Here is a 13,155-nt window from a genome sequence, read left to right on the forward strand (position 1 = left end):
GCGTACCGTTCGAGCCGGCTCGCTGCTGCGTCCGCGCGGCCTGCGCCTTTTCGTCGGCGCCGAGCCTCCCTGGTCCGCAGAGCGGGGTGGGCTTGTCACACGGAGTGCTGTGGCGAATGGGAGGGGCCGAAAACCGACGATTGACTTCTCCCGACAGCGGGCGTAAGAAGCGCCTCAGGGGTGTCTACAACTGACTGTTCAGGTCTCCGAAGCAGGGCGTATGTGTCCCGCAGCCGGGGACGACACTGCGCGAGAGTCTTGTCCGACAAACGCAGGAAGTTGTTCGATAAGCCAAGCAACAACGTTTCCAAAGGAAGGAACATGACATCGGCTGCTAGCGCGACGGCACTCATCGGCGTACTTCTCCGTAGTCGTTCGAAATGCACAGGGCATGGCAAGACGAGACTGCGAGCGCATGCCGTTCTCCTGCTGCTTCTTGCAGCATCCGCAAATGCGGTGGCAATCGACGAATCCTGGCGCGCCGTACTTCCGATAGATGGCGCGGGAGGCGGCGCGACGACGTTAGACCGGGTTTCGGTCACAGGAAGCAGGATCTACAGCATCCACACCAGCGGGGTGCCTTCCCTGGGCAGCGCCTGGGCGATTACCAACAATCGCGAGGTGAGCGGGAACTACGGGCAGATTGAGGACCCGCACGATGCCGATGCGAGCGCGCCTGCAAACTGCGAGAAGGACGAGGTGCAGCCGGTTGCAGGCAATCCTGTGGTCATGTCCTCCGGGAACAAGGTTGAGCGCGAGATCGATTTCGATGGCGCCGGCCTCCGGCTCGAGCGCACGTGGAATCAGCACTGGGACGGCATCGGTCTGTTCGGGTATCACTGGCTCTCGAACTTCGACTACAAGCTGAGCTTCGGCAGCAGCTATGGCATCAGTGCGTGCTATCCGCGTCCAAGCATCGCTGAGTGCCAGAATGGACACACCTATACCACCATCTGGGCGCACCGGCCCGATGGCCGGAAGATCCGATATCTCAAGGCTGCGGACGGAATCTACTACGAAGAGAAGGCAAGCCCGATCTCCCGGATCGTCCGTCAGTCGAACGGAACCTGGATCCTGTACGGTGAGAGCGCGACCATCGAACGATACAGGGCCGGTGGGTTGCCCCTGGAGGTCAAGGATGAGCAGGGCATCGGATGGACGTTCACCTACGCGGGGATGCAGGGGACGCAGCTACAGCGCGTCACGCACACTTCCAGCCGATTTATCCAGTTTCTGTGGACGGGCGACGAACTGACGCAGATCAAGGACCCTGCCGGCAATTCATACCGGTACACCTACAGCCACCAGAAGGTTTATGACGGGCTGCACCTGTTGGCGAGCACCACGCTGCCCGGAGCGCCCGCCACGAAGATCACCTACCACTACGAACAGTCCGAATTCTTCGCCCTCACCGGAAAGTCGTATAACGATGTTCGCTACTCGACTTTCGCCTACGACGCGCAGCGGCGCGCAACCCTCAGCGAACACGCTGGGGGCGTAGATCGTCACACGTTCACGTACACCAGCGGATTCCAGGACGGCAAGCAAACCCTGACGATCGTGCAGACCAATCCGCTCGGGAAGAAGGCGACCTATACGTTCCACGATCGCAAACTGACGACTGTGACCGGCCATGCCTCGACCAACTGCCCGGCCAGTGTCAGCAGCATCACCTACGACACGAACGGCTACAAGGACAAGGTGCAAGACCAGGAAGGCGGCGTCACCGACTACGACTACAACGCGAAAGGCCAATTGCTCAAGAAAACCGAGGCGTTCGGCACTCCCGAAGCAAGATCAACCACCTATGTCTGGGATCCGCAAGAAAACCGCCTCCTGAGAAAGACGGTTCACGCGGGCACGACCCAGTTGTATCAGATCACGTACGGCTACGACTCACGCAAACGCCTGGCATCGGTGGCGGTGAAGAACCTGTCCACTGCCGTGGTGGCAAGCCAGAATCAGACCAGGACCACTACGTATACCTACACCGAGCATGCGAACGGCATGGTCGCCACCATGACGGTGGATGGACCGTTGGCGGGCACGGGTGATGCGGTGACACGTACATTCAGCTCCAAGGGCGATCTGGTCAGCGTCAGTACGGTATTGGGCGATGTAGCGACATACACCAACTACAATGAGCTGGGCCAGCCCGGCAGGATCACCGGCATCAACGGGGACATCACCGAGTATGTCTACGATGAGCGGGGACGTGTCAAGAACGAGAGGCGGATTATTGATGGCGTCGCGCGCACAACGACCTATGGTTACGATGCGTTCGGCCGTGTAACGGCTGTGACCAGCCCCGATGCGCATACGCGGCATCTTCAGTATGACGCCAGCTGGCGTGTGGCATCCAGTTACGAGGCCGAGGCAGGCGGAACCTTCGCGCAGATGCGTTACACCTACAACAATGCCTCGCTTCCCACGATTGTCGAAGCCGTACGCCTGGCCAGCGCGCCCGCGGCCCCGGTTGCGGGCGCGCAGTTCGTCAGCCAGACGATCCCCACGCTTCATACCGGCCGTCCCTACACCATCAGCATCCAGATCAAGAACACCGGTACCAGTACATGGTCAACCGCCGGGGGATATCGGCTCGTCTCCAGGAACCAGTCTTTCACCGATGCTTTCGGCATCTCGGTACTGGGGATACCTGGAACCGTCCTTCCGGGACAGACGGCGAACTTCGTCATCCAGGGGACCGCTCCCCACGCCAGTAGCTACGGGTTCCAATGGCAGATGACTAACGCGGGCGTCGCGTTCGGCAGCCTGACGCCAAGCGCCTCGGTCAACGTGATCTATCCGCCCACGCCTCCAACGGATCCATGTCCGCCCGAATGCGGTGCCCCCCTCTCTGTAGCCGACGAAGGAGATGCCGAGGCTGTCGACGGCTCCAGCACATTGGTGTCTCCTCAGAGCCTGCCGACCGGGGTGAGTTACCGCGCTTACACCGACTACGATGAGCTTGGCCGCGTCATGGCGCACAGAGGTAACAACGGCCAGCGCATGGACTATGGTTACGACAAGGAGGGCCGGCTGCTCCTGGAGGTAGACGCACAGGGGCGAGAGACCCGTCACACCTACGACAAGCTGGGGCGCCTGATCAAGACTGTCGACGCGGCTGGCGGCGTGAGCGAGTTCAAGTACGATCTCGACGATCGGTTGGTGTGGGTCAAGGATCCGCGCGGAAAGATTACGACCTATCTCTACGATGGGTTCGGCCAGTTGTGGTCGCAGACCAGCCCGGATACCGGCACCACCACCTTCGAGTACGGCACAACCGGCTTACGCACGAAGATGACCCGCGCAAACGGCGTCGTGACCAGCTACGCCCATGACAGCCAGGGCCGCCTGATTTCGGCGACCGCAGGCGGCGAAACCCAGACCTTCACCTACGACAACTGTACCAATGGCAAGGGTCGTCTGTGCAAGGTGAGCGACCCGACGGGCAGTGTCACCTACACTTACACGCCGCAGGGACAAGTTGCGTCGCAAAGTAGCGCACTCCCGTCCAACGGTTCAGCGTCTTATGCCTACACCTACGACGGCATGGGACGGCTGACCGGGATCGGCTATCCGGGCGGGGTGGGCGTGGGCTATGGCTATGCCAACGGCAAGATGACGGCGATCACGGCAACGATTGGCGGCGTGACGCATAACGTCGCCACCAACGTCCAGTACCAGCCCTTTGGTGCGGCTGTGGGTTGGACCTGGGGTAACGGCCTGACACGCGGCGCAACGTATGACCTGGACGGCAGGCTCTCGGAACTGCATTCAAAGAATGGCAGCACCAACCTGCAACGACTGGTCTATGGCTATGACACGGCGAACCGAATGACCGGTCTTACCAACCACGTGAATAGCAGCCTGACACAGGCATACGGCTACGATCAGCTGGCACGGCTGACTTCTGTAACGGCCACTGGCGCGAACCAGAGCTTCCTGTGGGACGCGAACGGCAACCGCACCAGTCACACGTGGGGTGGGCAGGCTGACCTGTACCAGACGGCGTCGACCGGAAACCGTCTTTCCGCCATCAGCGGGCCGCGTGCGACAAGTTATACCTACGACGCCAGCGGCAACACCCTCACCGGCGAGGGGGTGAGCTACACGTACAGCGCATTCAACCGCCTGGCGACGGCCACAAAGGCTGGCGTGACCACGACCTACGCCGTCAACGCACTGGGTCAGCGGGTGCACAGGAAGGTGGGTACGGGTGCGCATCACTGGTTCACCTACGGGCCTGGCGGTCAGATGCTGGGCGAGTACCAGGGATCATGGACGCACTATGTGCGGCTGCCGGACGGCACGCCCGTCGCCAGAGTCAAGGGTAGCCAGATCCTCATGATCCACACCGACCACCTGGGCCGGCCGGAGATCGTGACCAACAGCGCCAAGGCGGTGGTGTGGCGCGCGAGCAACTTCGCGTTCGATCGCACCGTCACTCTCGACAGCATTGGTGGGTTGAACCTGGGATTCCCGGGCCAGTACCACGATGCGGAGACGGGGCTGGCTTACAACTATCACCGGACCTACAACCCTCGGACGGGGCGGTATCTGGAGAGCGACCCTATCGGGTTGGCCGGTGGACTGAATACCTATGCCTATGTCGGGGGGAATCCGATCAGCTTCACTGATCCGCTTGGTTTGGCACCTGCGTCAGGCGCGATGGCGGATTGTTTGTCGCAGATATTCGGTCAGTCTGTTTCGGGCGTGAATGTCAGGAATAAAACTGTCGTCAACAACGATTTCGTGACGACGCGGAGAAACTCAATCCGCCTTCCGCCTACCTTGTCGGTCGATGAGTTCTTTGCCGATCACAGCTTGGTTCTGCATGAGTACTACCATGTGCTGCGGCAGTGGAATACGGGCGAGTTAACTCGCAGGGCTTATGCGGCAGAGTTTATGCGGAATGGATCAGCCGACGGAAATCGCTTCGAGGATCCCGCAAATGCGTTTGCCAAGAGCCATGCCGACGCGCTCAAGGAATGCCTGAAGCAGGCCGAGGAGTGCAAGAAATGAAGATGGCGCTGCCAGTTCTCTTGGGGACCTTGATAACTACGGGATGCACTGCTTTCGGCGGCGACATGATCATTCGGGTATCCGGATCGGTGCCGGTGTCTGGGCTAGCGGATAAAGATAAATCGAGCGAGCCGTGCCAGCTTGGCATGGTCTCCGCTGAGACCGGGGAGCAGTCGCCCACACGGGACGTTCCTGCTGACTTCTCTACTACTATGATGGTTGTTGCTGGCCCGAAGCCGAAACCCTATTACTTCGTGGCCGAATGTGACGAGGGCCGCAAGTTTCGCTCGGATGAGGTCACCATCAGCAGTCGCGGCTCGTACAGCAGGAATTTCGATTTGGGAACGCTTGTCGAGGAACCGTAGGGTGGGTCTTGACCCGCGAAGATGAAACAACGAAGCGCCGCATTGCGGGGCTTCTTCATTTAGCCGCTCACCGCTGCGTGTCTGGAACGAACGGTGTCAGAGTCACTTAAGCGGCTTCGGCCTTGCGGGGCCGACGTGGCGGGCGCACCCCCGCGAAGCGCCACAGTTTGGCTCGCACCTGCTCACGAAACCGATCGGTTCCCAAGGCGCGCTGCTGCTGCAGGTAGATCCGGACTTCGGCCAGAGGGTCTTCCGGTAAGGCTTCCGGAACGAACGGTGTCTGGAACGAACGGTGTCAACGAACGGTGTCAGTGTCAACGAACGGTGTCAGAGTCACTTGAGCGGCTTGGCCTTGCGGGGCCGGTGTGCCGGGCGCAACCCCGCGAAGCGCCGCGGTTTGGCTTGCACCAGCGAGAAACGGTGTCAGAGTCACTTAAGGTGGTATGGCTTTGCGGGGTCGATGTGCTGGGCGCACGCCAGCGAAGCGCTGGAGCTTGGCTTGCACCTGCTCACGAAACCGATCGGTTCCCAAGGCGCGCTGTTGCTGCAGGTAGATCTGGACTTCGGCCAGGGTGTCTTCCGGTAAGGCTTCAGCCAGGAGTCCGCAGTAGGCGACGCGTCGATCCGGCTCGTCTCTCCCGAGGGCAAGGTAGGCGGGATGCGGCGCTACCAGGGGGTCGGGACGGCCCGTCGTGTTGGCACGACAACTCGACCACGCATACCCTTTGGGGTCTTCGGTCATCCGGGCCCGGACAGGGTTGAGCTCGATGTAGCGGTAGCAGGTCAGGACGTACTGCTCGGAGTCGACCAGACAGGACTTGTAGCGTCCCTCCCAGAGCGTCCCCGTCCGGCCGTGCCGGCCATTGAACAGTCCGGCATAGTTGCGCCCGAAGGTCTGCATCAATCGTGAGACTGCACCCGTCTCCGCAGGTGTCAACAATAGATGGACGTGATTGGTCATCAGGACATAGGCGTGCAGCAGCCATAGCGAAGCAGCGCTTCGCCAAGCAGGCGCAGATAGCGCTGCCGGTCCCCGTCGTCCAGGAAGCAGGGAAGACGGTTGTTGCCGCGTTGAACGACGTGCTGCGGAACACCGGCAAGATCGGGGCGAGGCAATCGGGCCATGGGCAAGAGTGTTGCCCAGGCTTTTACCCAGCGGCATCATCCGCCCCTGCCGTGATGCATCGGAAAACTCTGAAGCAGACTTCGGAAGTCACTCTGACACCCTTTGGCTATTGCCTCGTTTCGTCGTGATGGCGACACCACGCTGGAGATCCGTCATGAAATACCTGGGCCTGGCCTACTACAGCCCCGAAAAATTCGCCGCCATGTCGCCGGAGGCTGTCGATGCCCTGGTGAGCCAGTGCCCCGCGCTGGACGAGAAGATGCGCGCCACCGGCAAGGTGCTGGTGTCCGCGTCGCTCGGCGAGCCGGACGCATGGATGACGCTGCGGCCGCGCGCGGGCAAGGTGCAGGTCAGCGATGGACCCTACACCGAGTCGAAGGAACTGGTGGGCGGCCTGTTCGTCATCGAGGCGGAGAGCCACGACGAGGCGGTACGCCTCGCCTCCATGCACCCGGCCGCCACGCTGGGCGAGGAAGGCGGCTGGGCCGTCGAGCTGATCCCGATCGACTTCTACCTCGGCGACTGAGAGGGACCACGAACGACGCCAGGTTCGCTGACGAACCGCGCGAAGAGGCAATCCGACCGTTCGTCGCCAACGCAAAAATCCGCTTGCACCCGTGCATCGACGCGAGTAAGGTGCGCACCCTTCGGGATCCATGCGATCCATTTCAACGCTTCAATCTTCGACCATGACCCTCCGCCACCATATCGCCAACCGCCCCATGCCGTCGCCGCGCAAGCGCGATGCAGGGCTGCGCGCGTGGTTCGCGCATGAAGGCGTCTTCCTGACCTGACCGGCTCCTCCACGGGAGATCGGTCACCCCGATCTTCCGAGGCACGGCGAATGCCCTCGGACTCCATGCCGGGGGCATTTTCGTTCTGGCGTTCGCAAAGGACTTTTCGAACACGCGTGCATCGCGCGATCCCGAGGCACCCGGGCCATGCTGGCCCGTGGCAAGGGACGCGGAGACGCGACGGTGCGGGCTTACGCCCGCGTCCGGCGCGGCGCCTGGGTGCCTCGGTGCAGGCCGCGGCGCGATGCGACGCCATGAATTGTCGCCTGGAAAGCGGCAATACGCAGTCGGATCCACCGGCAACAGCGGTGCGGGCTCGTGTCCCGTCCGGTGCGCGCGGCGTTGCCGTGGCGTATGCCGATGCCGGACCGGACCGGCTGCGACAACGTTGGCTCAACTGGGAGAGCAACAGCCAAAGGCTGTCGGTTGCGGGTTCGAATCCCGCACGTTGACCTCTGGATAGCTCAGACGGGTAGAGCAATGGACTTTTCATCCATGTGTCGCGGGTTCGAATCCCGCTCCAACGATTGCTGATCCTCGATCAGCCCACAGGGCGCAAGCCCGATCCGGGAACGTCCCGTGCGCGGGTTCCAGGGCATCGCAATGCACCGCGATGCACGAGGGCCGCGCAGCGGGGAACGCACCGGCACCGCGTCCGGTCGGTGGCCGACAGCGGGGAGCAGCGGTGGCGCGCCGGCACGGGTGCGATCGCCGCTCCCCGCCAGACGCCACCACCCGCACCGGCCGCCCGCGCGCGCTTCGTCAGGGGCGTTTCCACCTTGTTCCGCCGGCGGCTTCCTGCTTCCGGCACCACGCGGCAACCGGCTCCCCGCACCTCGCGAGCCGGATCACCAGAGCCATTCACAAGGAGAGAGCCCATGATGTTCTGGACCCGACGGGTGGTGATCGGCGATGCCGAGCGCGGCCTGGTGTATCGCAACCGTCGTTTCGAACGCGTGCTCGCGCCGGGCGTGTATCGCCTGTTCGCGTGGCGCGGCCGGCTCGAGGTGGTCGCGCACGACATCCGCAAGCCGGAATACGCCGGCAACGATGTCGACGCGCTGATCGCCGCGCTCGGCACCCGCCTGGGCGAGACCTTCGTGCTCGCCGACATCGGCATGGACGAGGTGGGCCTGGTCTCGAAGAACGGCCGCCTCGAGGACGTGCTGGCCCCGGGCGTGCGCCAGCTGTACTGGCGCGGCCTGGTGCAGGTCGATGTCGAGACGGTGTCGCTCGCGGAAGGTGTGCGGGTGGCGCCGGAGGTCGCGCGTCGCCTGCGCCAGCTCGGCGCGCTGGCCCGCGTGGCCGTGGTGCTGGAGGTGCCGGCGGAGTCGGCGGGCCTGGTGTTCGTCGACAACATGCTGGTTGAGGTGCTCGGCGCCGGCAGCTACGCCTTCTGGAACTTCCGGAAGAACGTGGCGGTGGAGACCATCGAGCTGCGCGTGCAGTCCATGGAGGTCTCCGGCCAGGAGCTGTTGACCCGCGACAAGGTGAGCCTGCGCGTGAACCTGGCCGCGTCCGTGCGCGTGACCGACCCGGTCGCCGCGCGCACCAAGGTGGCCAAGTACGGCGACTACGTCTACCGCGAACTGCAGTACGGTTTGCGCAAGGCCGTCGCCGCCCGCACGCTCGACGAGCTGCTGGGCGACAAGGCCACGCTGGACGCGGAGATCTTCGGCTACGTGCGTGGTCGCGTGGAGGCGCTGGGCATCGAGGTGCTGGGTGTCGGCGTCAAGGACGTGATCCTGCCGGGCGAGATGCGCGAGATCCTCAACGGCGTGGTGCAGGCGGAGAAGCTGGCCCAGGCCAACGTGATCCGCCGCCGCGAGGAGGCAAACGCCACCCGGTCGCTGCTCAACACCGCGAAGCTGATCGATGAAAGCCCGGTGCTGATGCGCCTCAAGGAGCTGGAGGCCCTGGAGAAGGTGACCGAGAAGATCGACCGGTTGACCGTGTTCGGCGGCCTGGATGGCGTCGTCAGGCAATTGGTGACGATGAAGTAGCAATATCCCCGGTCGTCGCACGGACGCGACGGGCGGGGCCTTACAAGGAATGGAACAGATGGACACTTCGAACTATCGATGGCTGCACCACGAGGGCGAGACCCCCATCAAGGGCTGGGTCCGCGGCGTGCCGCTGGAAGACAAGGCCCACGCGCAGCTGCGCAACATCGCCAGCCTGCCCTTCGTCGGGCCCTGGGTGGCGGTGATGCCGGACGTGCACCTCGGCATCGGCGCCACGGTGGGTTCGGTGGTGCCGACCCAAGGCGCGATCATTCCCGCCGCGGTGGGCGTGGACATCGGCTGCGGCATGGCCGCGGTGCGCACCACGCTCGGCGCGGGCGACCTGCCCGATTCGCTGGCGCGGCTGCGCTCGGCGATCGAGCGCGCGATCCCGGTCGGCAACGGCCCCGGTGGCGAGCACCGCAGGACGCCCGACAGCGTCGAGACCGCGCTCGCGAACTCCGGCCTGTGGCAGCGGCTCGAGCGCATCAAGGCCAAACACCCGAAGATCCGCCTCGACAAGGTGGAAAGGCAGCTGGGCACGCTGGGCGGCGGCAACCACTTCATCGAGGTGTGCCTGGACGAGAGCGAGGCGGTGTGGGTGATGCTGCACTCGGGTTCGCGCGGCACCGGCAACCTGATCGGCAGCTACTTCATCCAACGCGCGCGCGAGGAGCTGGGCAAACGCGTGCTCGGCTTCCACGTGCCGGACCAGGACCTGGCCTTCTTCATGGAAGGCGAGCCGCTGTTCGAGGACTACGTCGAGGCCGTGGGCTGGGCGCAGGACTACGCGCGCGCCAACCGCGAGGCGATGATGCAGCGCGTGCTGCACGCCATGCGCGCGGAGCTGCCGAAGTTCAAGCTGCAGGCCATGGCGGTGAACTGCCACCACAATTACGTGCAGAAGGAAACGCACGCCGGGCGCGAGGTGCTGGTGACGCGCAAGGGCGCGGTGCGGGCGGGCAAGGACGAGCTCGGCATCATCCCCGGCAGCATGGGCGCGAAGAGCTTCATCGTCCGCGGCCTGGGCAACGACGACAGTTTCCACAGCTGCAGCCACGGCGCCGGCCGGGTGATGAGCCGCACCGCGGCCCGCAACAGCATCACCCTCAAGCAGCACCGCGAGGCCACCGCCCACGTCGAATGCCGCAAGGACCAGGCGGTGATCGACGAATCGCCGGCCGCGTACAAGGACATCGACGCGGTGATGGCGGCGCAGTCGGATCTGGTGGAAGTGGTGCACACGCTGCGGCAGGTGGTGTGCGTGAAGGGATGAGCAATGCCCCGCGCAGGTGCCGCTTCCCTCCGCGTCGCCGAGTCGCCGCCGTAGCCCGGATAAGCCCGCAGGGCGCATCCGGGGGAGCTCCGCATCCGAGCCCCATGTCGTCTCCCGCGTGGGGACGGGCCTGGTCGGGCGGCGCGTCGTCCGGCCAACTGCTGAGGAACGGTGCTGAGGAACGGTGTCAGGGCCACTTAAGCGGCGTGGCCTTGCGGAAAGTCACTCTGACACCCTTTGCCTTGCCCGCTCTTTGCCCGGCTGCCTCGCAAGCAGCAGGCACACGTGGCACCCCGTGGCGGGCGGACGATCGTTCGCAGCATTCGACAAACCGTAGCAGGAAAGTCCAATGCCCCGCGCAGGCGGCTGCAGCACACTCCGGGGCTGGCCTCCCGTATGACGACACTCATGGACTACGACACCCTGATGCAGGCCAACCTGGCCCGCGTGTTCGGCGAGCACGATCCCGTGCGCCGGATCGAAGCCATCAGCGGACTCTATGCCGCCGATGCAACACTCTACGAACCGCACGCGGTGGCCAGGGGCCATGCCGCGATCAACGCCGCGGTCACCACGCTGCTTGCCGGTCTTCCGCCGGACTTCGTGTTCACCGCGCAGGGCCCGGCCGTGGGCCACCACGGGCTTGCCCGATTGAGGTGGAACGCAGGCCCCGCCGGCGGCCCCGCGGCCGTGACCGGAATGGATGTCGCGCAGGTGGACCGCGGGCGCATCCACGCGCTGCACGTGTTCATCGACCCCGCCAACGCCTGAACTCCAGCGGATCCATCCCCCGGAAGTCGGAGTCGACGGCCCGCTGCATCCGTAGGACAGTCGCGTAGCCCGGATAAGCCCGTAGGGCGCATCCGGGGATCCCGCATCCGAGACCCGCGTCGTCTCCCGCGTCGGGGACGCGCCAGGGTCGGGTGGGGCCGCCCGGCCACCGCCCCGGGTGCGGCGTTGCCTTACCCGGGCTACGCGCTGCATCCGTAGGACAGTCGCGTAGCCCGGATAAGCCCGTAGGGCGCATCCGGGGATCCCGCATCCGAGACCCGCGTCGTCTCCCGCGTCGGGGACGCGCCAGGGTCGGGTGCGGACCGCCCGGCCACCGCCCCGGGTGCGGCGTCGCCTTACCCGGGCGACGGCGCTGGAGCCGGCTCAGCCCGCCACGGACCCCGGCCGCGTCAGCCACGCCGCCACCACCAGCGCGCAGAACACGCCTGCGTTGATCCTGGGCGGCACGTACGGCGCGAACACGAACGCGATCGCGAGCCAGCCGAGCCCGGCCAGCAGTGCGAGCGCCAGCGGCGGCGTGGTGCCCAGCAGCGGCAGCGCGCGCGCCGCGACCATCAGTCCCAGCGCGCCGAGCGCGACCTGACCCAGCGAGTACGCCGAGTGCAGGCCGTAGTACAGCAGCGTGGTCTGGGCGCCGGGTGGATGCACGCCGCGCACGTGGTGCGACACCACGTCGATCGCGAAATGCGCGATACCTGTGAGCGTGAGCCAGCCGAAGGCGGTGTAGATGAGCCATTTGTGCATGGATGCGCTCCGGAGCGGTCAGGCGTGCGCGACATGGTGGAGGCGCGAACGGGGCGACGCCGCGCGCATCCGCCCCCGCGCGGGCCTCGTCGGCGACGCGCAGGCCGGTCAGCCGTTCCGAGACTTCCCACAGCCGCAGCGCGTGGCCGAGATCGAGCGCGCGGTCGGGCACGCGCGCCATGCTGGGCGTGCCGCGGGTTTCGCCGAAATAGGCGGGACCGTAGTACGCGCCGCCCTCGGCCTGCGCGGCGGTGGCCGCGAACAGCGTCGGCCAGGCGCCGTTCGCCGCCGGCTGGAACAGGAACCACAGCCAGCGTCGCGTGCGGCCGGCCGCGCTGTCGGGGCCCGCGCCGTTGAGCAGCAGGTCGGTGCGCGAGATGCCCGGATGCGCGGCGATGCTGCGCAGGTTCCAGCCGAAGGCCTCGCTGCGGCGCTGCAGCTCCATCGCGAACACCAGGCAGGCGAGCTTGGACTGCGCATACGCCACCATCGGCTGGTAGTCGCGTTCGCTTTGCAGGTCGTCGAAGTCGAAGCGGCCCTGGCGCGCGGCCACGCTCGACAGCGTTACCACGCGCGCATCGCCGCTCCGCCGCAGCAGCGGCAGCAGCTGCGCGGTGAGCGCGAAGTGGCCCAGGTGGTTGGTGCCGAACTGCAGCTCGAAGCCGTCTGCGGTGGTGCGGCGTCGGGGCGGGGTCATGACGCCGGCGTTGTTGACCAGCAGGTCGATGCGGTCGAGCGATGCGCGCAGGCGTGCGCCGCAGGCGGCGATCGACGCCAGACTGGCGAGGTCGAGCGGTACGTAGTCGACGTCTGCGCCGGGCGCGGCGTCGCGAATACGGCGCGTGGCTTCCGCGCCCTTCTCGGTGTTGCGACCCGCGAGGATCACGCCGGCACCGGCGCGCGCCAGTGCCAGGGCGGTCTCGTGGCCGAGGCCGCCGGTGCCGGTGATGACGGCCGTGCGGCCGTGCTGTGGGGGAAGGTCGTCGGGGGTCCAGCGGTCCATGGCGATGCTCCGGTGTGGTGGAAGCGG

General features: G+C 65.4%; 9 protein-coding genes, 2 tRNA genes and 1 pseudogene. 8 read left to right on the forward strand and 4 right to left on the reverse strand.

Features of this window, described 5'->3' with window-relative positions; translation table 11 throughout:
- Positions 1-456: 456 nt before the first annotated feature.
- Together JMO03_RS17615 and JMO03_RS17620 are read left to right on the forward strand one after the other, a co-directional pair.
- On the forward strand, positions 457-5,025 hold the full coding sequence (locus tag JMO03_RS17615) for an RHS repeat-associated core domain-containing protein (protein ID WP_337926444.1): 4,569 nt from the start codon (positions 457-459) through the stop codon (positions 5,023-5,025).
- Complete coding sequence (locus tag JMO03_RS17620; protein WP_202845053.1) at positions 5,022-5,390, forward strand: hypothetical protein; 369 nt, start codon at positions 5,022-5,024, stop codon at positions 5,388-5,390. Before JMO03_RS17615 ends, JMO03_RS17620 begins: the two co-directional genes overlap by 4 nt.
- A gap of 433 nt (positions 5,391-5,823) precedes the next feature.
- Here JMO03_RS17620 and JMO03_RS17625 read toward each other — a convergent pair whose 3' ends face one another.
- Together JMO03_RS17625 and JMO03_RS21555 are read right to left on the reverse strand one after the other, a co-directional pair.
- Entirely contained in the window at positions 5,824-6,351 is a 528-nt protein-coding gene (locus JMO03_RS17625) for a transposase (RefSeq protein ID WP_337926445.1), read from the reverse strand.
- Positions 6,351-6,515, reverse strand: a complete 165-nt coding sequence (locus tag JMO03_RS21555; protein WP_337926446.1) for a hypothetical protein — start codon at positions 6,513-6,515, stop codon at positions 6,351-6,353. Before JMO03_RS21555 ends, JMO03_RS17625 begins: the two co-directional genes overlap by 1 nt.
- 155 nt (positions 6,516-6,670) lie before the next feature.
- Here JMO03_RS21555 and JMO03_RS17630 point away from each other — a divergent pair, with 155 nt between their 5' ends.
- The 6 genes from JMO03_RS17630 (at position 6,671) to JMO03_RS17655 (ending at position 11,360) form a co-directional block, all read left to right on the forward strand.
- A complete protein-coding gene (locus tag JMO03_RS17630; protein WP_202845054.1) occupies positions 6,671-7,042 on the forward strand; it encodes a YciI family protein in 372 nt (123 codons plus the stop codon).
- Between the two features lie 650 nt (positions 7,043-7,692).
- A tRNA-Phe gene (locus JMO03_RS17635) sits at positions 7,693-7,763 on the forward strand.
- 3 nt (positions 7,764-7,766) lie between these two features.
- Positions 7,767-7,834: transfer RNA gene (locus JMO03_RS17640), tRNA-Lys, on the forward strand.
- Between the two features lie 357 nt (positions 7,835-8,191).
- Complete coding sequence (locus JMO03_RS17645; RefSeq protein WP_202845239.1) at positions 8,192-9,313, forward strand: slipin family protein; 1,122 nt, start codon at positions 8,192-8,194, stop codon at positions 9,311-9,313.
- 58 nt (positions 9,314-9,371) lie between these two features.
- On the forward strand, positions 9,372-10,589 hold the full coding sequence (locus JMO03_RS17650) for an RtcB family protein (protein WP_202845055.1): 1,218 nt from the start codon (positions 9,372-9,374) through the stop codon (positions 10,587-10,589).
- A 396-nt stretch (positions 10,590-10,985) separates the two neighbouring features.
- Positions 10,986-11,360 (forward strand): nuclear transport factor 2 family protein, encoded by a 375-nt coding sequence (locus JMO03_RS17655; protein WP_202845056.1) that lies wholly within the window; start codon positions 10,986-10,988, stop codon positions 11,358-11,360.
- A 384-nt stretch (positions 11,361-11,744) separates the two neighbouring features.
- On the opposite strand, the gene JMO03_RS21245 is transcribed toward JMO03_RS17655, so the two are convergent.
- Positions 11,745-12,125 (reverse strand): hypothetical protein, encoded by a 381-nt coding sequence (locus tag JMO03_RS21245; RefSeq protein ID WP_238346332.1) that lies wholly within the window; start codon positions 12,123-12,125, stop codon positions 11,745-11,747.
- A 154-nt stretch (positions 12,126-12,279) separates the two neighbouring features.
- A pseudogene (locus JMO03_RS21250) lies at positions 12,280-13,128 on the reverse strand (SDR family oxidoreductase); the annotation flags it as partial.
- Positions 13,129-13,155 lie beyond the last annotated feature (27 nt).

The organism is Luteimonas saliphila, assembly GCF_016774335.1.
Taxonomy (GTDB): domain Bacteria; phylum Pseudomonadota; class Gammaproteobacteria; order Xanthomonadales; family Xanthomonadaceae; genus Luteimonas; species Luteimonas saliphila.

Coding starts and splice junctions, on each gene's coding strand:
- JMO03_RS17655 (WP_202845056.1), top strand. CDS start 10,986: ATGACGACACTCATGGACTACGACACCCTGATGCAGGCCAACCTGGCC.
- JMO03_RS17630 (WP_202845054.1), top strand. CDS start 6,671: ATGAAATACCTGGGCCTGGCCTACTACAGCCCCGAAAAATTCGCCGCC.
- JMO03_RS21555 (WP_337926446.1), bottom strand. CDS start 6,515: ATGGCCCGATTGCCTCGCCCCGATCTTGCCGGTGTTCCGCAGCACGTC.
- JMO03_RS17625 (WP_337926445.1), bottom strand. CDS start 6,351: ATGACCAATCACGTCCATCTATTGTTGACACCTGCGGAGACGGGTGCA.
- JMO03_RS17650 (WP_202845055.1), top strand. CDS start 9,372: ATGGACACTTCGAACTATCGATGGCTGCACCACGAGGGCGAGACCCCC.
- JMO03_RS17620 (WP_202845053.1), top strand. CDS start 5,022: ATGAAGATGGCGCTGCCAGTTCTCTTGGGGACCTTGATAACTACGGGA.
- JMO03_RS17645 (WP_202845239.1), top strand. CDS start 8,192: ATGTTCTGGACCCGACGGGTGGTGATCGGCGATGCCGAGCGCGGCCTG.
- JMO03_RS21245 (WP_238346332.1), bottom strand. CDS start 12,125: ATGCACAAATGGCTCATCTACACCGCCTTCGGCTGGCTCACGCTCACA.